At 62.7% G+C, this 20,285-nt stretch carries 19 protein-coding genes and 1 pseudogene; 11 read left to right on the forward strand and 9 right to left on the reverse strand.

Features of this window, described 5'->3' with window-relative positions; genetic code table 11:
- Positions 1-42 precede the first annotated feature (42 nt).
- Complete coding sequence (gene acnA / locus NKJ55_RS12665) at positions 43-2,733, forward strand: aconitate hydratase AcnA (RefSeq protein ID WP_352450191.1); 2,691 nt, start codon at positions 43-45, stop codon at positions 2,731-2,733.
- Between the two features lie 53 nt (positions 2,734-2,786).
- Here acnA and NKJ55_RS12670 read toward each other — a convergent pair whose 3' ends face one another.
- On the reverse strand, positions 2,787-3,473 hold the full coding sequence (locus tag NKJ55_RS12670) for a ceramidase domain-containing protein (protein ID WP_352450192.1): 687 nt from the start codon (positions 3,471-3,473) through the stop codon (positions 2,787-2,789).
- 175 nt (positions 3,474-3,648) lie between these two features.
- Here NKJ55_RS12670 and NKJ55_RS12675 point away from each other — a divergent pair, with 175 nt between their 5' ends.
- Together NKJ55_RS12675 and NKJ55_RS12680 are read left to right on the forward strand one after the other, a co-directional pair.
- Positions 3,649-4,398, forward strand: coding sequence for a DUF1223 domain-containing protein (locus NKJ55_RS12675; RefSeq protein WP_352450193.1), 750 nt, complete (start codon positions 3,649-3,651; stop codon positions 4,396-4,398).
- A 613-nt stretch (positions 4,399-5,011) separates the two neighbouring features.
- The gene (locus NKJ55_RS12680; protein ID WP_031212724.1) at positions 5,012-5,398 is read left to right on the forward strand and encodes a DUF2794 domain-containing protein; all 387 of its coding nucleotides are present in this window, start codon (positions 5,012-5,014) and stop codon (positions 5,396-5,398) included.
- Between the two features lie 4 nt (positions 5,399-5,402).
- Here NKJ55_RS12680 and NKJ55_RS12685 read toward each other — a convergent pair whose 3' ends face one another.
- The 4 genes from NKJ55_RS12685 to NKJ55_RS12700 form a co-directional block, all read right to left on the reverse strand.
- The gene (locus tag NKJ55_RS12685) at positions 5,403-5,972 is read right to left on the reverse strand and encodes a GNAT family N-acetyltransferase (RefSeq protein WP_352450194.1); all 570 of its coding nucleotides are present in this window, start codon (positions 5,970-5,972) and stop codon (positions 5,403-5,405) included.
- Between the two features lie 110 nt (positions 5,973-6,082).
- On the reverse strand, positions 6,083-6,862 hold the full coding sequence (locus NKJ55_RS12690) for a Bax inhibitor-1/YccA family protein (protein ID WP_352450195.1): 780 nt from the start codon (positions 6,860-6,862) through the stop codon (positions 6,083-6,085).
- Between the two features lie 219 nt (positions 6,863-7,081).
- Positions 7,082-9,631 carry an ABC transporter permease gene (locus NKJ55_RS12695; protein ID WP_352450196.1) on the reverse strand — a complete coding sequence of 850 codons (2,550 nt, stop codon included), beginning with the start codon at positions 9,629-9,631 and terminating at the stop codon, positions 7,082-7,084.
- Complete coding sequence (locus NKJ55_RS12700; protein WP_031212726.1) at positions 9,631-10,341, reverse strand: ABC transporter ATP-binding protein; 711 nt, start codon at positions 10,339-10,341, stop codon at positions 9,631-9,633. Before NKJ55_RS12700 ends, NKJ55_RS12695 begins: the two co-directional genes overlap by 1 nt.
- Positions 10,342-10,448: 107 nt before the next feature.
- Here NKJ55_RS12700 and NKJ55_RS12705 point away from each other — a divergent pair, with 107 nt between their 5' ends.
- The 4 genes from NKJ55_RS12705 (at position 10,449) to NKJ55_RS12720 (ending at position 12,585) form a co-directional block, all read left to right on the forward strand.
- Positions 10,449-11,093, forward strand: coding sequence for an arylesterase (locus NKJ55_RS12705; protein ID WP_352450197.1), 645 nt, complete (start codon positions 10,449-10,451; stop codon positions 11,091-11,093).
- Positions 11,094-11,230: 137 nt separating this feature from the next.
- Entirely contained in the window at positions 11,231-11,827 is a 597-nt protein-coding gene (gene thpR, locus NKJ55_RS12710; protein ID WP_352450198.1) for an RNA 2',3'-cyclic phosphodiesterase, read from the forward strand.
- Positions 11,828-11,833: 6 nt separating this feature from the next.
- Positions 11,834-12,130: a 4a-hydroxytetrahydrobiopterin dehydratase gene (locus NKJ55_RS12715; protein ID WP_023679826.1), complete on the forward strand. Its 297-nt coding sequence runs from the start codon at positions 11,834-11,836 to the stop codon at positions 12,128-12,130.
- A 92-nt stretch (positions 12,131-12,222) separates the two neighbouring features.
- A complete protein-coding gene (locus NKJ55_RS12720; protein WP_031212728.1) occupies positions 12,223-12,585 on the forward strand; it encodes a YkvA family protein in 363 nt (120 codons plus the stop codon).
- Between the two features lie 40 nt (positions 12,586-12,625).
- Here NKJ55_RS12720 and NKJ55_RS12725 read toward each other — a convergent pair whose 3' ends face one another.
- Positions 12,626-13,234, reverse strand: a complete 609-nt coding sequence (locus tag NKJ55_RS12725; protein WP_352450199.1) for a methyltransferase family protein — start codon at positions 13,232-13,234, stop codon at positions 12,626-12,628.
- A 360-nt stretch (positions 13,235-13,594) separates the two neighbouring features.
- Here NKJ55_RS12725 and NKJ55_RS12730 point away from each other — a divergent pair, with 360 nt between their 5' ends.
- The 3 genes from NKJ55_RS12730 to NKJ55_RS12740 all read left to right on the forward strand — a co-directional run bounded on the left by NKJ55_RS12730 (position 13,595) and on the right by NKJ55_RS12740 (position 16,077).
- Entirely contained in the window at positions 13,595-14,101 is a 507-nt protein-coding gene (locus tag NKJ55_RS12730; protein ID WP_352450200.1) for an invasion associated locus B family protein, read from the forward strand.
- 267 nt (positions 14,102-14,368) lie between these two features.
- Positions 14,369-15,601, forward strand: a complete 1,233-nt coding sequence (gene rlmN, locus NKJ55_RS12735; RefSeq protein WP_352450201.1) for a dual-specificity RNA methyltransferase RlmN — start codon at positions 14,369-14,371, stop codon at positions 15,599-15,601.
- Positions 15,598-16,077 carry a hypothetical protein gene (locus NKJ55_RS12740; RefSeq protein WP_352450202.1) on the forward strand — a complete coding sequence of 160 codons (480 nt, stop codon included), beginning with the start codon at positions 15,598-15,600 and terminating at the stop codon, positions 16,075-16,077. Before rlmN ends, NKJ55_RS12740 begins: the two co-directional genes overlap by 4 nt.
- Here the strand turns inward: NKJ55_RS12740 and NKJ55_RS12745 are convergent.
- A complete protein-coding gene (locus NKJ55_RS12745; protein WP_023679833.1) occupies positions 16,049-16,690 on the reverse strand; it encodes a LysE family translocator in 642 nt (213 codons plus the stop codon). The two genes, NKJ55_RS12740 and NKJ55_RS12745, sit on opposite strands and share 29 nt — an antisense overlap.
- A 168-nt stretch (positions 16,691-16,858) precedes the next feature.
- Here NKJ55_RS12745 and NKJ55_RS12750 point away from each other — a divergent pair, with 168 nt between their 5' ends.
- Positions 16,859-18,082 (forward strand): argininosuccinate synthase, encoded by a 1,224-nt coding sequence (locus tag NKJ55_RS12750; RefSeq protein WP_352450203.1) that lies wholly within the window; start codon positions 16,859-16,861, stop codon positions 18,080-18,082.
- Between the two features lie 925 nt (positions 18,083-19,007).
- Here the strand turns inward: NKJ55_RS12750 and NKJ55_RS12755 are convergent.
- Positions 19,008-19,773 (reverse strand): annotated as a pseudogene (locus NKJ55_RS12755) (IS5 family transposase).
- 76 nt (positions 19,774-19,849) lie between these two features.
- Complete coding sequence (locus tag NKJ55_RS12760) at positions 19,850-20,272, reverse strand: DUF4279 domain-containing protein (protein WP_352450204.1); 423 nt, start codon at positions 20,270-20,272, stop codon at positions 19,850-19,852.
- Between the last annotated feature and the right edge of the window lie 13 nt (positions 20,273-20,285).

Consider the following 20,285-nt stretch of genomic DNA (forward strand, 5'->3'; position numbering starts at 1 on the left):
GGCGTCCGTTCCCTTCCGGCAACCGACAGTTAGGGATCGCACGTGTCCAAATCACTCGACAGCTTCAATTGCCGCCGCACGCTGACCGCCAGCGGCACCGAGTACATCTACTATGACCTTGTCGAGGCCGAAAAGAACGGCCTCACCGGTATTGCCCAATTGCCCTATTCGATGAAGGTGCTGCTGGAGAATCTGCTGCGCAACGAGGACGGCCGTTCCGTTACCAAGGAGAGCATCCAGGCGGTCGCCGGCTGGCTGACTGACCGGGGCACCGCCGGCGTCGAGATCGCCTATCGCCCGGCTCGCGTGCTGATGCAGGATTTCACCGGCGTTCCAGCCGTGGTCGACCTTGCCGCCATGCGCGACGCCATGGCCTCGCTCGGCGGCGACCCGCAAAAGATCAATCCGCTGGTGCCGGTCGATCTGGTCATCGACCACTCGGTCATCGTCGACGAATTCGGCACGCCACTGGCTTTCGCCCGCAATGTCGAGCTTGAATATGAGCGCAACGAGGAACGCTACAAATTCCTGAAATGGGGCCAGCAGGCGTTCCGCAATTTCCGCGTCGTGCCGCCCGGCACTGGCATCTGCCATCAGGTCAATCTCGAATATCTCGGTCAGGTCGTGTGGACCAACAGCGAAGACGGCGAGACCACCGCCTATCCCGACACCTGCGTCGGCACCGATTCACATACCACGATGATCAACGGCCTCGGCGTTCTCGGCTGGGGCGTCGGCGGCATCGAGGCGGAGGCCGCGATGCTTGGCCAGCCGGTCTCCATGCTGCTGCCTGAAGTCATCGGCTTCCGGCTCACCGGCAGGCTGAGGGAAGGCGTCACCGCCACCGACCTGGTGCTCACCGTCACCCAGATGCTGCGCAAGAAGGGCGTCGTCGGCAAGTTCGTCGAATTCTTCGGGCCGGGCCTGTCCAACATGACGCTGGCCGACCGCGCCACCATCGGCAACATGGCGCCGGAATATGGCGCCACCTGCGGCTTCTTCCCGGTCGACAGCGAAACCATCCGCTATCTCACAATGTCCGGTCGCGACGAAAGCCGCATCGCCCTGGTCGAGGCTTATTCTAAGGCGCAAGGCTTGTGGCGCGATGCCGGCTCGGCCGATCCGGTCTTCACCGACCTGCTGGAGCTCGATCTCGGCAGTGTCGTCCCGTCGATGGCCGGCCCGAAGCGGCCGGAAGGCCGGGTCGCACTTGAAGACATTCCGGCCGGCTTCGCCAAGGCCATGGAGTCCGAATACAAGAAGGCCGCCGAAATCGACAAGCGCTATGCCGTCGAGGGCACGAACTACGATCTTGGCCATGGCGATGTGGTCATCGCCGCCATCACCTCCTGCACCAACACCTCGAACCCGAGCGTGCTGATCGGCGCCGGGCTGTTGGCGCGCAATGCCAACCGGCTCGGCCTCAAGCAGAAGCCGTGGGTCAAGACCTCATTGGCGCCGGGCAGCCAGGTCGTCGCCGAATATCTCGAGAAATCCGGCCTGCAGAAGGAGCTCGACCAGATCGGCTTCAACCTGGTCGGCTTCGGCTGCACCACCTGCATCGGCAATTCCGGCCCGTTGCCGGCGCCGATCTCCAAGACCATCAACGATAAGGGCTTGATTGCTGCGGCAGTTTTGTCCGGCAACCGCAATTTCGAAGGCCGCGTCTCGCCCGACGTGCAGGCGAACTATCTCGCCTCGCCGCCGCTGGTCGTCGCCCACGCGCTGGCCGGGACGGTGACCAAAGATCTGACCACCGAGCCGCTCGGCGACGATCGCAACGGCAGTCCGATCTATCTCAAAGACATCTGGCCAAGTTCGGTCGAGATCCAAGAATTCATCGAGAAGAACGTCACGCGCGAATTGTTCGCCCGCAAATATGCCGACGTCTTCAAGGGCGACGAGTACTGGCAGAACGTCAAGGCGCCGGAAGGCCAGACCTATGCCTGGGACGACAATTCGACCTATGTGCAGAACCCGCCCTATTTCGCCGGCATGAAGTCAGGCTTCGGCAAGATCGGCGATATCAAGGGCGCGCGTGTGCTCGGTCTGTTCGGCGACAAGATCACCACCGACCACATTTCGCCGGCCGGTTCGATCAAGGCGGCCTCGCCGGCCGGCAAGTATCTCACCGACCACGGCGTCGGCGTCGCCGATTTCAACCAGTACGGCACGCGCCGCGGCAATCATGAGGTGATGATGCGCGGCACCTTCGCCAATATCCGCATCCGCAACCATATGCTGGGCGAGAACGGCCGCGAGGGCGGCTACACCATCCATTACCCCTCGAAAGAAGAGGAATCGATCTACGACGCCGCGATGCGCTACAAGAAGGAAGGCGTGCCGCTGGTCATCTTCGCCGGCGTCGAATATGGCAACGGCTCGTCGCGTGACTGGGCGGCCAAGGGCACCAATTTGCTGGGCGTCCGCGCGGTCATCGCCCAGTCCTTCGAGCGCATCCACCGCTCCAATTTGGTCGGCATGGGCGTGATCCCCTTCGTCTTCGAGGAAGGCACCTCATGGGCCTCGCTCAACCTCAAGGGCGACGAACTGGTCGAGATCGACGGACTGAGCAACATCAAGCCGCGGCAGAAGATGATCGCCAGGATCACCTACGGCGACGGCAGCGTCAAAGAGGTTCCGATCATCTGCCGCATCGATACGCTGGACGAGCTCGACTACTTCAAGAATGGGGGCATCCTGCAATACGTGCTGCGCGATCTGGCCGCTTAAGGGAGTAGGGCAATAAGGGAGTAGGGCAGTAGGGTGAAGCAAAGAGAAGCGACTTATTCCCCTACTGCCCTACTGCCCTGTCTTGGCTTGCCAAACCGCGCTGTCGCCGCCAGCAGCACGCCGAGCATCAGCCCGTTGAATATGTGCCACAGGAAATGCGTGCCGAGCGGAAAGCCGCCGCAGACCAGCGGATCGATCATCCTGCAGATGACCGACACGACGAAGATCGCCGAACCCGCCAGATTGTACCAGCCGGCGCGATTGCCGCTGGCCGCCACCCAGGCGCCGAAGAAGGCGAGCGCCAGAAACGGAGGCAGATAGCCGGTCGTCCCGTTCGACGCCTGGCGCAGCCAGTCGGGCACGGCAAAGGTCACCAGCCCGGCAACGGCGTAAAAGGCGACGAAGATGGCGATCGCCCTGCCCCATTTCATGCCGAGAAAACGTCGCAGGTTGAACAGCGTGTAGGCCAGCGTGAACCCTGCAATGGGCAGCACGTCGGCCAGGATCATTGCCCTTGTGGCAAAGGTATGGAACAGCGACGAGCCGATGCCGATCGCCACCACCCACCAGGCCAGCACTTCGGCGAAGGTGCCGGTGCCGCGCTTGCGCACCTGCCAGACACCCCATAGCCCGGCGGCAAAAAAAGCCAGATTGCTCAGCGCATTGAGCGGTTCGGCCCAGAATTCCGGCCCCGTCCGTTCGCAATAGAGGTCGACCGGCGCCAGGAGAGATTGCCACATGCTGATTGCCGCCCGAATCGCTTCCATCGTGAAGTGCAAGTCCACCTATTGCGCCCTTGCCAGCGGTTGCAACGGCAAAATTTCACCGCAACGTGACTTCCCGTTGACTGCCGCTTCTGCCACATATTTCGACAACCAGAACAAAGCCGGCGTCACCGGCGGGATCGGAACGGCCATGCCATCTCGAAGACCATTGCGGCTTGCGGCCCTTGCGCTGGCCCTCTCGGCGTTTGCCGGCAGGGCCCTTGCCGAGCCAACCGACAAGCCATTAGGCGTCGTCGAGCTCTTCACCAGCCAGGGATGCAACTCCTGTCCGCCGGCCGACGAATTCTTCGCCGAGCTTGCCGCCAAGGAGGACATCGTCGCGCTCGCCTATCATGTCGATTATTGGGATTACCTCGGCTGGCAGGACACGCTGAGCCGCAAGGAAAATACCGAGCGGCAATACGAGTATATGCGCGCCTTCGGCAGTCGTTCCGTCTACACCCCGCAAGCCGTCATAAACGGCCGCAGCCATGTCAACGGCGCCAGCCGCGAGGAAGTCGACGGCGCGCTGGCCCGCATGGAGAGGGTCGGCGAAGGCATGCGCGTCGGCATCAAGGTCAGCCGGACCAGCGATCGCGTCATGATCGATGCCGGCGACGCCGTTAGCGGCCCCACCGACGCGCATGTCGTCATCGTCTATTTCAACCCGCCACAGACGATAAAGATCGGCAAGGGCGAAAACAGCGGCCGCAGCATGACCTACTGGAACGCCGTCTCCACCATCCAGACCGCCGGCATGTGGCACGGCAAGGCGCAGCGCTACGAACTGCCGATGAGCGAGATCGCCAAGAAGGGCGGCTGCGCCGTGCTGCTGCAGTCGGTCGGCAAGGACGGCATGCCCGGTCCGATCCTGGGTGCAGCCTTTATCCGCAAGCCTTAAGCGGGGACCTCTCCTTCTCCCCTTGTGGGAGAAGGTGGATCGGCGCGCAGCGCCGAGACGGTTGAGGGGTGCTGGAAGAATTGAGGCGGCGGCGATTTCAAGGAAATTGCCAAGCTGGAACACCCCTCATCCGTCGCCTTCGGCGACACCTTCTCCCACAAGGGGAGAAGGGAGAACCGCGCTCAACCTTCTGATGGCAGCCAATCCGGACGGATCGCACCGCCACGGCTCCGGCCAATAAAAAACCGGCGTCAGCTTGCTTCTGACGCCGGTCATTTAGGTTTTGGGATCGTCGCACCCGATCTTTCCAAGGAAAAACCGAGGTTGGTTCGATCCGACGCAGACCCGTGGGCGGGGGGCTTGGGGTTTACGAGCCGGTGCCGGACCGAACCGTCTCAGGCAACACCGGTAAATTCGTCGGACATTGGGGCATGAGCACGGATAAAAAAAGGCAGGATTGTGGCGAAGCATCACCAATTCCAACAGGCGTTTCGCAAACGTGACTGGACGCTGGAGAAACCGCGCGGTGCTGGCCTTGCCCGGCCGGGCCTTGCAATTCGGCAACGAAAGCGCCAACTTTGGTCGGCGTACGATTCATTGCGAGGATCCAGGCATGACTGATCGCAGCAGCGGGACGGAGGATGGGGACGCATCCGCAATATTGATCCCGCTGCATGAGGCAAGACGCGAACGCCTCGACCAGCCGGTGCGGTTCGACCGGCGCGAACTGGACCAGATCCTCAGGCTCTACGGCCGTATGGTTGCCGCCAACGAGTGGCGCGACTATGCCATCGACCATCTCGCCGACCGCGCCGTTTTTTCCGTCTTCCGCCGCACCAGCGAAGTGCCGCTTTTCCAGATCGTCAAGGATCCGAAGCTGGCGCGCCGGCAAGGCGCGTTCGCCGTCATCGCCGCCGGCGGGCGCATCCTCAAGCGCGGCCAGGAACTCGGCCGGGTGCTTGGCGTGTTCGACCGAACACTGAAGCTGGTCGAGGCGTAACCCTTTATTTTTGCTGGCGGAACTTCCGCTCGGGCAGCGATTGCGGATCAGGCGGGATGGACGCCCCGCCATTGATCGGCAGTTGCATGAACACCGTGTCCAGCCAGCGTCCGTGCTTGTAGCCTGAGCCTTCCAGGCGGCCGGAATGACGAAAGCCGAGCTTCTCGTGCAGCCGTACCGAGGCGCTGTCGGGCCGGCCGTCGCCGATCACCGCGATGATCTGGCGAAAACCCGCCGCCTTGGCCGCCTCGATCAGCCCTTGCATCAAGAGCAGCCCGACGCCTTGCCCATTGGCCTCGGGCGCGACATAGACGGAATCCTCAACGACGAAGCGGTACGCCGGGCGCGGCCGGAACGCTCCGGCATAGGCATAGCCGAGCACGGCGCCGGCCTTTTCTGCAACGAGATAGGGAAAGCCGCCCGCCATCAGGTTGTCGAAGCGCACGCCCATCTCGGTGCGGCTTGGCGGTTCGAGTTCATAGCTCGCCGTGCCATTCGTCACCGCGTCGGCATAGATTTCGGTGATCCGGTCGAGATCGGCCGACGTCGCGGCCCGCAAGGTGATGCTGCTCATAATTTAGGCACGTCGTTCATCTGCCCTATATCACAGCAAAAGCCGGCACAAAAGAAAAGGGCGGCCATTGGGCCGCCCTTTCCAAACTCGCTGGTCCAGGAAAACCGTATTTAGCGACGGTCGCCCATGAACTGCAGCAGAAACATAAATAGGTTGATGAAATCGAGATAGAGCCTCAATGCGCCCATAATCGCCTTGCGGCCGGCGACATCAGTCTCGTCGCCCTCGAAGTACATCTCCTTGATGTTCTGCGTGTCGTAGGCGGTGAGGCCCGCGAAGATCAGCACGCCGATCGCCGAAACGGCGAAGGAAAGCGCCGACGACTGCAGGAAGACGTTGATCACCATCGCGATGATCAGGCCGACCAGGCCCATGACCAGGAACGAACCGAACGCCGAGAGATCGCGCTTGGTCGTGTAACCGTAGAGCGACAGCCCGCCAAAGGCGGCGGCGGTGGCGAAGAAGGTCTGCGAGATGCTGGCGGTGGTGTAGACCAGGAAGATCGACGACAGCGACAGGCCGACGAGGCCGGCGTAGACCCAGAATGTCGTCTGCGCGGCCGAAACGCTCATCGACTGGACGCGGAACGACAGGAACATCACCGCTGCCAGCGGGGCGAAGATCACCAGCCATTTCAGCGGCGAGCCGAAGATCGCGTAGCCGAACGAGGTCAGCATCTCGCCGCTTGGCAACGTCGCGACGGCCGAGGCGGGATCGCTGGTGGTGGCCAGCATGATTGTGCCGACCGCGGCAAGGCCGGTGATGAGGAGGCCAAGCCCCATCAGATTGTAGACCTTAATCATATAGGCCCGCAGGCCCTGGTCGATGGCAGCATCGACGCCGGCGCCGGGCACGGCGCGCGTCTGATAATTGCGAACGGGATCAGCCATGGAAATCCTCATATTGCTTCTGCCCCGTCCGGTGTCAGGTCCTTTTGAACCCAGGCGCCGCTGGCGGGGCTCCAGCATGCCTGCGCCGAAATATGATGGTTCTTGGCGTAAAGGACAAGACCGTAACCAAACGTAATGCTCCGTGAAGTGCCGGAGATACGGTTTTATTGGCCTTCCCGCCCGGAACATTACCGAGATTTAATCGAAACCGGCTCTGGCTCAAAGATTCCGCAGCACCGGCGCCGCCTTGTGGCCCAGCACCCGCCACGTGCCGGCAAGGCCTATGCCGACCGTGACCACCAGCGAAAAGCCGATGGTCGCCACCGCCACCTCCGGCATGAAGTGCGATGGCAGCGTCATGATGCGCGCGACGACGAACCACGCCGCCACACCGCCCGCTGCCAGCGCGAAGATCGCAGTGGCAAGGCCGATCAGCATGTATTCCAGCGAAAACGCGGCGATCAGCGTTTTCCTGGTCGCACCCAGGGTCTTCAGCACCACCGCGTCGTGAATGCGAGCCCGGTTGCCGGCGGCGAGCGCCCCGGCCAGCACCAGCACCGAGGCGATCAACGCCACGCCCGCTGCTGCCCTGATTGCTGTGCCGAGCTGCGCCACCAGCCGGTTGACGATTTCGAGCGCGTCCTTGACCCTGACCGTCGTCACCGCTGGAAAGGCACGCGTGACGGCGTTGAGAAGATGCGCATCGTCGGCTGCCGACGCATTCGTCTCGGTCAGCGTCGCCAACCAGCCATGCGGCGCATCGGCGAATGTGTTGGGCGAGAACACCATGACGAAATTGATGCCCATGGTTTCCCATTCGACCTGGCGGAAATTGGCGATCTTGGCCGTGATGTTGCGGCCGAGCACGTTGACGGTGATGGTGTCGCCGAGCTTCAGCCCGATCTCTTTGCCTTCCTCGGCGGAAAACGAGACCAGCGGCTCGCCGGCATAGTTCTCCGGCCACCAGCTGCCCTCGGTCAGCGTCGCATTCTCCGGCAGCTTTGCGTCATAGGTCAGGCCGCGATCGCCGCGCAGTACCCAGGCGCCTTCGGCCGGAACCTTGACCTTGTCGACATCGACGCCGTTGAGCGCCATCACCCGGCCGCGCAGCATCGGCACCTTGATCAGCTTGCCTTGCGGTGCCTCTTTGCCGAGCAGCGCGGAGAAGGCATCGACGTCACCGCTCTGGATATCGACGAAGAAGAAGTTCGGTGCCCTTTCCGGCAGGCTGCCCGAGATCTGCCGCCTGAGATTGCCGTCGATCAGCGCCAGCGTCACCAGCAGCGTCAGCCCGAGTCCCAACGACAGCACCACGGACGGCGTCAAGGCGCCAGGCCGATGGATGTTGCCGATGGCGAGCCTGAGCGCGGTCGAGCGCACGCGCGGGCTTTTCTTCGCCGCCCACTGCACCAGCGAGCCGACCACACGCAGCACCAGGAACGAAAAGATCGTGGCGCCAACGAAGATCGAGGCAATACGGCGGTCGCCGGAAAACAGGATCGCCAGTACCGCGAGCAGCAGCGCGATGCCCAATGCCGCGGCGATATAGAGCGGGCGTGGAAAACCGCGGCCCTCGAAACCCATTTCGCGAAACAGCGCCGTTGCCGGCACGTCGCGGGCGCGGCCGAGCGGCAGCAAGGCGAAAGCCAGCGTCACCAGCAGCCCGAACAGCGCTGCCATGCCGAGGGCGCCGGGATAGAACCCACCTTCCGCCGGCACTGGAATGACCGATTGGAGTGCCGCGCTGGCCGCGAACGGCATCAGCGCGCCCAGCACAAGGCCTAGCGTGATGCCGAGGGCGGCGATCATCAGGATCTGCACCAGATAGACGGCAAAGACGAACCCTCCCGAAGCCCCCAGGCTCTTGAAGGTGGCGATGACGCCGCGCTTGCCGTCGAGATAGGCACGCACGGCATTGGCCACGCCGACCCCGCCGACCACCAGCGCCGTCAACCCGACCAGCGTCAGGAATTGCGAGAACCGTTCGATGTTGGAGGACAGCGCCGGCGCTGCGTTGCTGCGGGTGCGGATCGACCAGCCGGCCTGCGGGAACTGGTTTGCCGCCTGCTCCTGGATCGCCTTGATCTGTGCCTCAGTGGTGCCGCCGGGCAGGCGGACCTTATAGGCGTTCTCGACCAGGCTGCCCGGCTGGATCAGGCCGGAAGCGGCAAGCCCGTCGGTCGACACCATCAGCCGCGGCGCAAAACCGAAGCCATCCGACACTGCATCCGGCTCGTTGACCAGCCTGGCGCGCAGCTCGAACGTCGCGCTGCCGAGCTTTAGCCGGTCACCGATGCCAAGGTTCAGCCGCTCGAACAAGAGGTCCGGGGCGGCGGCGCCGAAGACGCCGGATTTTTCGCCGAACAGATCCTCTCGCGACAGCACCGGCTCGGTCTCCAGCGCACCATAGAGCGGATAGGCGCCGTCGACCGCCTTGGCCTCGACCAGCGCCTGGTCGGAGCCGTCCTCGAGCCTCGCCATCGAGCGCATATTGGCGCTGTGCGAAACCGTGCCAAGCCGGTCGAGGAAGCTGCGTTCGGCTCTGGTCGGATCGCGTTGGTTGAGCTGGAAGCGGAGATCACCGCCGAGCAGCGTCTGGCCCTGGTCGGCAACACCGGCGGAAATAGCCTGCGCCACCGAATTGACGCCGCCGATTGCCGCGACGCCGAGCGCGATGCAGGCAAGGAAGATCAGGAAGCCGGACAGCCCGCCACGCATTTCGCGCAGCGAAAACCGAAAGGCGAGCCTCAGCGTTCGCGCCAGCGGCATCACGCGGTCACCTTGCCAGCCCTGGTGGCCGGCTTAGGCGCGTCTTCGATCAGCCCCGACCGCATCGACACCTGGCGCGAGCAGCGCGCCGCGAGTAGCGGGTCATGCGTGACCAGCACCAGCGTCATGCCGCGTTCGGCCGCCTTGGCAAACAGCAGGTCGGCGACGTGCCGCCCCGTTGCCTGGTCGAGATTGCCGGTCGGCTCGTCGGCGATCAGGATGCGCGGCGACGGCGCCAGCGCCCGGGCGATCGCCACGCGCTGCTGCTCGCCGCCAGACAATTCGCCGGGGTAATGGGTGACGCGATCGCTGAGACCGACCGCCGCCAGCTCGCGCGCCGCCACGCCGAATGGATCGACATGGCCGGCAAGCTCCAGCGGGACAGCAACGTTTTCCAGCGCCGTCATATTAGGGATGAGATGGAAAGACTGGAACACGATGCCGATGTTTCGTCCCCGAAACGATGCGATCTGATCTTCGCTTTTGCCGTTGAGCAGCTCGCCGGCAATTCGGACCGTCCCCGAATCGACCCTTTCAAGCCCGGCCAAAACCATCAGCAATGTCGACTTTCCCGAACCTGAAGGTCCAACGATGCCTGTCGCTTCGCCGCCCGCCACATCGAGGCTGACGCCCTTCAGCACATGGACCGAGGATGCACCTTCGCCGAGCGTCAGCGATACGTCTTTCAGCGAAATGACGGCTTCTTCCAAAATCAAATCGTCCTATATGGGGGATGAAGGCTAGAGCATCCGATGCTCGACAAAGACGAAAACCTGCCTTCGCCAACAGATGTTCCTGGTCATATGGGGCCTGCCGCATGGCTTTCAAACACACCTTTGCCGCAGCCTTCGCCCTTTTCCTCGCCATTTGCGGCGCCATTTCGTCGGCGCGCGCCGAACCGTTCACCATTGTCGGTTTCGGCGACAGCTTGATGGCGGGTTATGGCCTCGGGCCAGGTCAGGGCTTCACCGAGAAGTTGCAGGCGGCGCTGCGCGCCAAGGGCTACGATGTCACGGTCGCCAATGCCGGCGTCTCCGGCGATACGACGAGCGGCGGCCTGTCGCGGCTCGACTGGTCGGTGCCGGACGGCACGCAGCTGGTCATCCTGGAGCTCGGCGCCAATGACATGCTGCGCGGCGTTTCGCCCGCCATAGCGGAAAAGAACCTGGACGCCATGCTGGCAAAGCTGAAGCAGCGCAAGATCGCCGTTTTGCTGGCCGGAATGCGCGCGGCGCCCAATCTCGGCGCCGACTACCAGAACGCCTTTGACGCGACCTTTCCGAGACTGGCTGAAAAATATGGCGTGCCGCTCTATCCTTTCTTTCTCGAGGGCATCGCCGGTCAATCCGTCCTGCAACTCGAGGACGGCCTTCATCCAAACGCCCGAGGCGTCGACCGCATCGTCGAGGGTATCCTGCCCAGTGTGGAGAAGACCATTGAAGCGGTCCGGGGCAATTCCTGAAGGCAAGGGTTCGTCGTCGCAACACCTTCCGCAGGGGAAGCTTTTAGGCAGGCCTGCGACCAACAAACCCCTTGCCCCGTTTGAATATCGATGATTCGCTAGGGGCAAGAGTTCGATTCGAGGACAGGAGGCTTCCCATGCCGCGTCTTTTTACCGCCCTCGAGATACCGCGTGATGCCGCTCTTTCACTGTCCCTGCTCAGGGGCGGCCTGCCCGGAGCCCGCTGGATCGATGTCGAAAACTATCATCTGACGCTGCGCTTCATCGGCGATGTCGAGGGCCATGTCGCCGACGACATCGCCAATGCGCTTGACCGTGTTCACCGCCCGTCCTTCCCGCTGACGCTGTCCGGCGTCGGCGCCTTCGGCCAGAAGAAGCCGCATGCGGTGTGGGCCGGGGTCGCCGCTTCGCCCGATCTTTCCGCATTGCAGGCCGAGATCGAGCGCATCTGCCAGCGGCTCGGCATCCCGGCCGACCCGCGCAAGTTCATGCCGCATGTGACGCTGGCCCGCCTGCGCAATTCGAGCCCGCTCGACGTCGCCCAGTACCTGTCGGCACGCGGCAATTTTTCGACGCTGCCGTTCCGGGTCGGCCGCTTCGTGCTGATGTCGTCGCGCGATTCGGTTGGCGGCGGGCCTTACGTCGTCGAGGAGGCCTGGCCGCTTTCAGGTGCCGACAACCGCGTCGCCAGCCGTTTGGTCGGCGCCGCCGACGCTTCGCGGATCATGCGGTAGACGGACATGGCCAGGGAGAAACTAGCAAAAGAGGCGATCCGCGCCGAACTTGCCGGCCTCGACGGCTGGTCGCTGGCCAAGGATGGTGGCTCGATCACCCGCAGCTTCACCTTCAAGAATTTCTCCGAAGCCTTTGCCTTCATGACCCGCGTTGCCCTGGCCGCGGAGAAGATGGACCACCATCCCGACTGGTCGAACGTCTACAAGACGGTAAACGTGACCCTCAACACGCACGACGCCGGCGGCCTGACCGCGCTGGATTTCGATCTGGCCAGGAAAATGAACCGCTATTTCGGCGGCTGAGCCTATCTGCACCTTGCAGCGAGGTTCGGCTTTCACCACATTTTGCGTCGCGGTCACGCGTGAAGTCACGCGACGGCCGCAAGGAGAGGTTGATGGCGCAAAAATCCGGTTTTGATTTCTTCGGCCTCGGCAGCAAGCCGGGCAACGAGAGCGAAGTGCGCGAAAAGTTCTGGCGTACGGCGAAGAAGGCCGCCCGGCAGATCCCGTTCATGGAAGAGGTGGTCGCCGCCTATTACTGTGCCATGGACAAGAAGACGCCGCTGCGCGCCAAGGGCACCTTGCTGGCTGCGCTCGGCTATTTCGTGCTGCCGACGGACGTCATCCCCGATTTCATCCTTGGGCTAGGCTTCACCGACGACATCGCCGTGCTGACCGCCGCGATTACCGCCGTCAGCGCCCACATCACGCCGGCGCACCGGCTCGCCGCCAGGCAGGCCATCGCCGACAAGAGCTGAGCCGGTACGGCGCAAAAAATCGCGCGAGACTTTCCGGCCGTCAAACCCACCGCCGCACCCGCGCCTTGTAGGCGCGATAGGCATCTCCGAACTTCCGCTCGAGATAGCGCTCTTCCGGCGCGATAACGCCGGTATTGATCACCCACAGCAGGGGGATGACGAGCGCGATAGCCCAAAGACTTCCGGCCGCGACGCCGAGGCCCAGATAGACGAGGGTCGTTCCCAGATAGAACGGATTCCTGGTGCGCCGATAGATACCGTCGACGACCAGCGCCGTCGTCGGCAAGGTCGGTGGTATGTTGGTGCCAGCGGCCTGAAAGCGGCCCGCCGCCATAAAGATGAACACGAAGCCGCACACCGCGAGCACAGCGCCGGTCAGATAGCCGGCGAGCGCCTGCCCGGCCATGACCGGGAGCGGCACGAGCACCTCGAGCACGGTTGCCGCCACCAGGAAGCCAAGGAAGATCAAAGGCGGCAGCGCAATGACCCCGGCCACGTCGGGCGCGCCCGATCCGCCCGCCGTCTCCCCGGCATCCGACCGGCGCACCGCGCCACCGGCCGTCCGCCGCATGGCGACACGAATGCCGAACACAATCGCCAGGACGGCTGTGCCGCCCGCGAGGATCAGGACTGTCTCGGAAACGGCCATGGCCAAATCTCCCGTAAGCCGCCAGGGAGGGCACCCTGGCCGAGCGCCGTAGCGGCGAACGCAGACATGGTACCGCCTGCAGGGAAATTCGTCACGCACCTCAAAAAGCGAGAATCGCGGCAAGACCTAGCTGCTTGAAAAGTCAAACTCTTGCCGTTTTCGTGGCCTCCAAGTCGCGGCAGGGACATTGCGCCAGCCGCTTTTTCGAGCGGCAGCGCGAAGACGGCGGCGGTTTCCTGGCGTGAACATCCTTTTCTCAGGGGAATTTCACCGTTTGGTAACCCAGATTAAATCAAAATGAAGCGACGGGCAGGACGCCGAGCCGGCCTGCCGCCGCACCAGTGGAATACGGGAAAAGCGATGCGCGGATTGATTGCTATAGTTTCCAGCCTGACCCTGGTGGCCTTGACGGCGCCTGCGCTGGCGCAGTCGGCAACCAAGATCGGCCAGCATAATGCCTGGGGCACCTACAGTTATCAGGCGTCGGGCGGCGGCAAGGTCTGCTATGTCCTGACGGTGCCAACCGACAAGCAGCCGCCGACGCTCGATCACGGCGACATGTTCTTCTTCGTCAGCCAGCGGCCGGGGCAGCAGGTGTCCTACGAGCCGCAATTCATCGCCGGCTATACCTTCCAGGAAGGTTCCAAGGCCACCGTCACCATCGACAAGAAGTCTTTTTCGATGTTCACGCGCGGCAAGTCGGCCTGGGTCGAGAACGCCGCCGAGGAGCCGGTGCTGATCGCCGCGATGAAGACCGGCACCGACATGAAGGTGTCGGCCAAGTCCGGCCGCGGCAACACCACCACCTACGTCTTCTCGCTGAAGGGCATCTCGGCGGCGCTGGCCTCGATCGCCAAGTGCAAGTAGGCGGTTAGGCGCGATCTTCCCTTCTCCCCTTGTGGGAGAAGGTGGATCGGCGCGCAGCGCCGAGACGGAAGAGGGGTGTTGGACGGAACGCCGTCGGCGCCAAGCTGGAACACCCCTCATCCGACCGAGCTTCGCTCGGCCACCTTCTCCCACAAGGAGAGAAGGAAGAACCCCGGCATGACTCCGCCGCTAACCTGTGCTATGCGCCGCGCTTCATTTCGGGCACGATGCTGTATTCGGCCGCAAATCGCTTATATTGGCGCAACAATGACCCTTTCATTCGATCTTACCGCCGAAGGCGCGCGTGACGCGTTGCGCACCCGCACGACGCCTGAAAAACCGTCGCTGATCGGCTTGACGCGAGCCGAACTCGGGGCCGCCCTCGTCGCCGCCGGCATCGTGCCGGAGCGCCAGGCGAAAATGCGCGCCCAACAGCTCTGGCATTGGATCTATGTGCGCGGCGTTTCCGACTTTGCCGGCATGTTCAACATCTCCAAGGATCTGCGCGCCGCCCTCGACACGCATTTCACCGTTGCCAGGCCCGAGATCGTCGAGGAGCAGATTTCCTCCGACGGCACGCGCAAATGGCTGTTCCGCTTTCCGCCGCGCGGCGCTGGCCGGCCGGTCGAGATCGAGACCGTCTACATTCCCGAAGAAGGCCGCGGCACGCTCTGCATCTCTTCGCAGGTCGGCTGCACCCTGACCTGCTCCTTCTGCCACACCGGCACGCAGAAGCTGGTGCGCAACCTGACCGCCGAGGAAATCCTCGCCCAGCTTTTGATCGCCCGGGACCGGCTCGGCGATTTCCCCGACCGCGATACGCCCGACGGCGCCATCGTGCCGGCCGAGGGCAGGAAAGTGTCCAACGTCGTCATGATGGGCATGGGCGAGCCGCTCTACAATTTCCAGGCGGTGAAAAAGGCCCTGCTGATCGCATCCGACGGCGACGGGCTTTCCCTGTCCAAGCGCCGCATCACGCTGTCGACCTCCGGCGTCGTGCCCGAAATCTTCCGCACCGGCGAGGAGATCGGCGTCATGCTGGCGATCTCGCTGCACGCCACCAATGACGATTTGCGCGATCTCTTGGTGCCCATCAACAAGAAGTATCCGCTGAAGGATCTAATCGCTGCCTGCCGCGCCTATCCAGGCCTGTCGAACGCTAAGCGGATCACCTTCGAATATGTCATGCTGAAGGACGTCAACGATTCCATCGACGACGCCAAGGCGCTGATCAAGCTGCTCAAGGGCATTCCGGCCAAGATCAATCTGATCCCGTTCAACCCGTGGCCGGGCACCAACTACCAGTGCTCGGACTGGGAAACGATCGAGAAATTCGCCGATTACATCAACAATGCCGGCTATGCCTCGCCGATCCGCACGCCGCGCGGCCGCGATATCCTCGCCGCCTGCGGCCAGCTCAAGTCGGACTCCGAGCGCATGCGCAAGGTCGACCGGCTGGCGCTGGAAGCGATGATGATCGCGGGGCATGGCGAGGCGTGAATCGCGTCGGCGCCTATCTGATCCGCTTCGCCGTCATCCTTGTCGGCTACGGCGTTGCATCGCTGGCTGCCAGCGCCTTCCTCAACATCATGTTCCTAGCGTCTCTGGGGCTGATGACGGACGAGACACAGCCGGTAGCGCAGGCCTCGCTGTGGTTTTCCGTCCCCTTCGTCGCGCTGTTCGTCGCCTATTTCGCCTTCATGCCGGCCGCCATCGCCATCCTCGTCTCCGAGATCCTTGGCCGGCGTGACTGGCTGTTCTATGCGCTGGCGGGTGCTGTGGTCTCGGCGGTCTTCCTTGGCTTCGTCCACCAGACGGCCGATGCCAATTTCGAGGTTACCAATACCAGCGTCATGCTGGCGGTGATCGGCTGCGGCATGGTCGGCGGTATTTTCTACTGGCTGAGCGCCGGGCGCTCGGCCGGAAGCTGGCGTCAGATCGGACGCCCTATTTCGCCTGGGCCGTCAGGATCTTGAGCGCGAAGGCCGAAAAAACTCCGGCAAACAGATAGTCGACGACGCGGGTCACACGCGGGCTGGATTTCATCGCGGCCGAGAATTTTTCCGCCGCCAGCACCATCGGCGCCGTCACCGGGATCGCCAGCACGACGAACATCGCGCCGAGGAAGAACAGCTTTCCCGGCGCGTCGGGATCATGCGCGGAGACGAATTGCGGCAGGAAGGTCATGAAGAACAGGATGATCTTCGGGTTGAGCAGATTGACCCCGAGCCCCGCCGCCCAGCTGCGGAACAGCGAGATCTGCGGCCCGCTCTTCTTCTCCGGTGAAAACGCCGACCCTTTTGTGATCGCCTGCCATGCCAGGAAGACCAGATAGCCGGCGCCGAAAATCTTCAGCACGAAGAACGCCATCGGCGAGGCGACGATCAGCGCCGAGACGCCGACCACCACCAGCGTGGTGTGGATCAGCGTGCCGCACAAGGCGCCGGCCATCGAGGCAAAGCCGGTGGCACGGCCCTGGCTCAGCGTGCGCGACACGAACAGCGTCATGTCAGGCCCGGGCGTAATCGCCAGGATGAAGGTGGCGATGGAGAACTGGATAAGCGTCGTACTGTCGGGGATGAAGGACATGGCTCGTCTCGTAGCGGCAAAAGACGGCGCAGCCATACCGCAAGAGCCGTGTCCTCGCCAGCCTCTTGGAGATGAAGCATCTGGTCCAGGCATCGTTCGTCCCTTGCGCTGGCCTAAAACGCCGTGATACCTCGCCCGCGAAGAACCCCTGTCGCGGAACTGCCCACCATGTCGAAAGCAAAAGCCGTCAAGAAAGTCGTGCTCGCCTATTCCGGCGGCCTTGATACCTCGATCATCCTGAAATGGCTGCAGACCGAGCTCGGCGCCGAGGTCGTGACCTTCACCGCCGATCTCGGCCAGGGTGGCGAACTGGAGCCGGCCAGGCGCAAGGCCGAGATGATGGGCATCAAGGACATCCGCATCGTCGATGTCCGCGAGGAGTTCGTATCCGATTTCGTCTTTCCGATGTTCCGCGCCAACGCCGTCTATGAAGGCACCTATCTGCTCGGCACCTCGATCGCCCGGCCGCTGATTTCGAAACATCTTGTCGAGATCGCAAAAGAGACCGGCGCCGATGCCATCGCCCATGGCGCCACCGGCAAGGGTAACGACCAGGTTCGTTTCGAGCTCTCAGCCTATGCGCTCAACCCCGACATCAAGGTTATCGCGCCCTGGCGCGACTGGTCGTTCAAGTCGCGCACCGATCTCATCAATTTCGCCGAGCAGCACCAGATCCCGGTGCCGAAGGACAAGAAGGGCGATGCGCCGTTCTCAGTCGACGCCAACCTGCTGCATTCGTCTTCCGAGGGCAAGGTGCTAGAAGACCCGTGGAGCGAGCCGCCGGAATTCGTCCACCAGCGCACCATCTCGCCGATGGATGCGCCCGATGAGGTCACCGAGATCGAGATCGAATTCCTCAAGGGCGACCCGGTTGCGCTCAACGGGAAGAAACTGTCGCCGGCAACGATGCTGGCGGCGCTGAACGATCTCGGCCGTGACAATGGCATCGGCCGGCTCGACCTGGTCGAGAACCGTTTCGTCGGCATGAAATCGCGCGGCGTCTACGAGACCCCCGGCGGCACCATCCTGATATCGGCCCACCGGGCCATCGAATCGATCACGCTCGACCGCGGAGCCGCCCATCTCAAGGACGAGTTCATGCCGCGCTACGCCGAGCTCATCTACAACGGCTTTTGGTTCGCGCCCGAGCGGCTGATGCTGCAGGCGATGATCGACAAGAGCCAGGAAGACGTCGAAGGCACGGTGCGGCTGAAGCTCTACAAGGGCAACGTCATGGTCAGCGGCCGCAAGTCGAAGAAGACGCTCTATTCCGATGCGCTGGTTACCTTCGAGGACGACCGTGGCGCCTATGACCAGAAGGATGCAGAAGGTTTCATCCGCCTCAACGCGCTGAGGCTGCGGACACTGGCGGCGCGTAATCGCAAGGGTTGATATTCCCAACAGGCCCAATGCTTAGATGAGTTAGGAACCCGGTGAGGACACCGGGTTTTATTTGGCGTCTCTAATATAATAGAAGCCGCGATTTCAGATCGTTTCCTGTTTGACCTTTCCGTGATTTGATCTTACTTCTCTTGTGGGTCGGAGGGCTTTGACAGTGAAAAACAGACTTTTTCTTCTGCTTGCGGCGGTGGCCGTCTTTACCGCGTGTCAATCCACGCAAGTCCCGGCGGGGCAAACATCCAAGTTCCATACCTGCAAAAGTTTTGACGGCCCCTTCCAGATTCCCGCTTCCCAGAAATGCCCGTTGAGCGGCTACGCGCAGGGTCCCAGAGTCCCGACGGTCATCGGGGACAAGCCAAAAGCGGCTACCCCGGCGCCGCGGAATTCCAAATTCCGTACCTGCAAAAGTTTTGACGGCCCCTTCCAGATTCCCATTTCCCAGAAATGCCCGTTGAGCGGCTACGTGCATTATTGAGCGTGATGTGCCCAGGCGCTTGGCCACGCTTGGAGCTGGTTTCCTGCCCGCGTTGGCTGTCCTGGCGAACTTGGCCGTCGCCAAAGCCAACGATGACCCCCCTCCCTCGACCTTCCCGCGCTGGTCGAGTGCAGGGCTGACGTTCCGACATATAGTGGTTTTGCCCTTTGGCTGACCGACCGCCCCGATGCGCCCGCAAAGCTCGGCTGGAACGACGTTTCTTCCGGCAATCCTTTCCTCAAGCAATATGAATTGCCGGCCCCGCTTCGCGTATTCGGGCGCGAAACGGCGTCCGTCGTCCTTACCGCGACCGGGCCGATGGCGGTGTTTGACGAAGTTTCCACGCCCGGGGCTTGGCCGGACTTTCGGTCGAATAGCGCAATTCCAGGAAAAGCGTGAAACGGTTTTCCGTCCGGGATTGCGTTAAAACAAAGCTCTAGACTAGGACGTAGACTCGTTACCGCGTAGCCAGATACGGACGGAGACGAGTTTGAGGGCAGCGAGGTAGTTTTCTGCCAGCTTGTCATATCGAGTTGCGATGCGACGGAACTGCTTGGCCTGGTTGAAGAAGCGTTCGACGAGGTTGCGGGCCTTGTAGAGGAAGGGGCTGAAGCACATCGGGTCCTTGCGGTTGGCCTTGGGCGGGATGTTGGCCCATGCCTTTTGCTCGGTGACGGCATTGCGCAACGCGTTGGCATCATAGCCCTTGTCGGCGAGCAGCATGGCACCCTCGGGCAAATCCTTGATAAGTCCGCTGCGTAGGCGATGTCACTCATTTGACCTGCCGTGAGCGTCAGCTTGATCGGCCTGCCTTCGGCGTCGACAAGAGCATGGATTTTGGTCGTCAGCCCGCCTCGGGAACGACCGAGACAATGATCTCGATTCCCCTTTTTGCCGTCGCACCCTGCTGATGGACGCGAACAATAGAGGTGTCGATCATCTGCACCGTGCCGTCATGGGCCTCGGTAATGGCGTCCATCAGCCGATCCCAGACACCTGCTATCCGCCATCGAACGAAGCGGTTGTAGCCAGTGGTGCGAGGCCCGTAGCGCTCGGGCAGATCGCGCCATGGCGCACCCGATCGCAGCACCCAGAAGATGCCGTTCAGCACTCGGCGGTCGTCTACGCGCGGCACGCCTCGCGGCTTGTTGGGCAACAGCGGCTCGATCGCCCGCCATTCGAAGTCGGTCAGATCGTATCGGCTCATGCCCTTATGAATCAGACCCCGCTCAAGTTTGGAACCAGCCAGTCGGCAAACGACCCAATGCGGACAGGACGGCTGCTCACACCTCACTTCCATGTTGGTGAGCTTCGTCCTCAACGAAAAGGTCGAGGCCCCAGCCAACACCGCGATCCGCGAGCACCCTCATCGCGGACGGCTCAAGCCAGATGCCGCACTGCTCGTCGTAGGACGTATAGAACCCGCCATAGATCGTAATCTGCTTCGGCCGCACTTCCTGCCGCAGCCGGGCGAAGGCTTCCTCCCGACCTCGCATCTGCTCGATCAGGTAGTTGACCGCATTCTCGTGCTCGGCCCCACTCCGGAGCCTTTGCCGCGGACCATCGAGGCTCCATCCATTCTTCTTGCGCGGGGAACCGTTACGCATCGGGTCGCCCTTGCGGACTATGCGTGTCGGTTCGAGGCTTAGGATCGCAGTCACCCTCTCGGGGTCCGCATCGAAGTCAGAGATCGAGAGCGAGATCATCGCCTGTCCTAGG

Source organism: Mesorhizobium sp. M0106, assembly GCF_040322715.1.
Classification (GTDB): domain Bacteria; phylum Pseudomonadota; class Alphaproteobacteria; order Rhizobiales; family Rhizobiaceae; genus Mesorhizobium.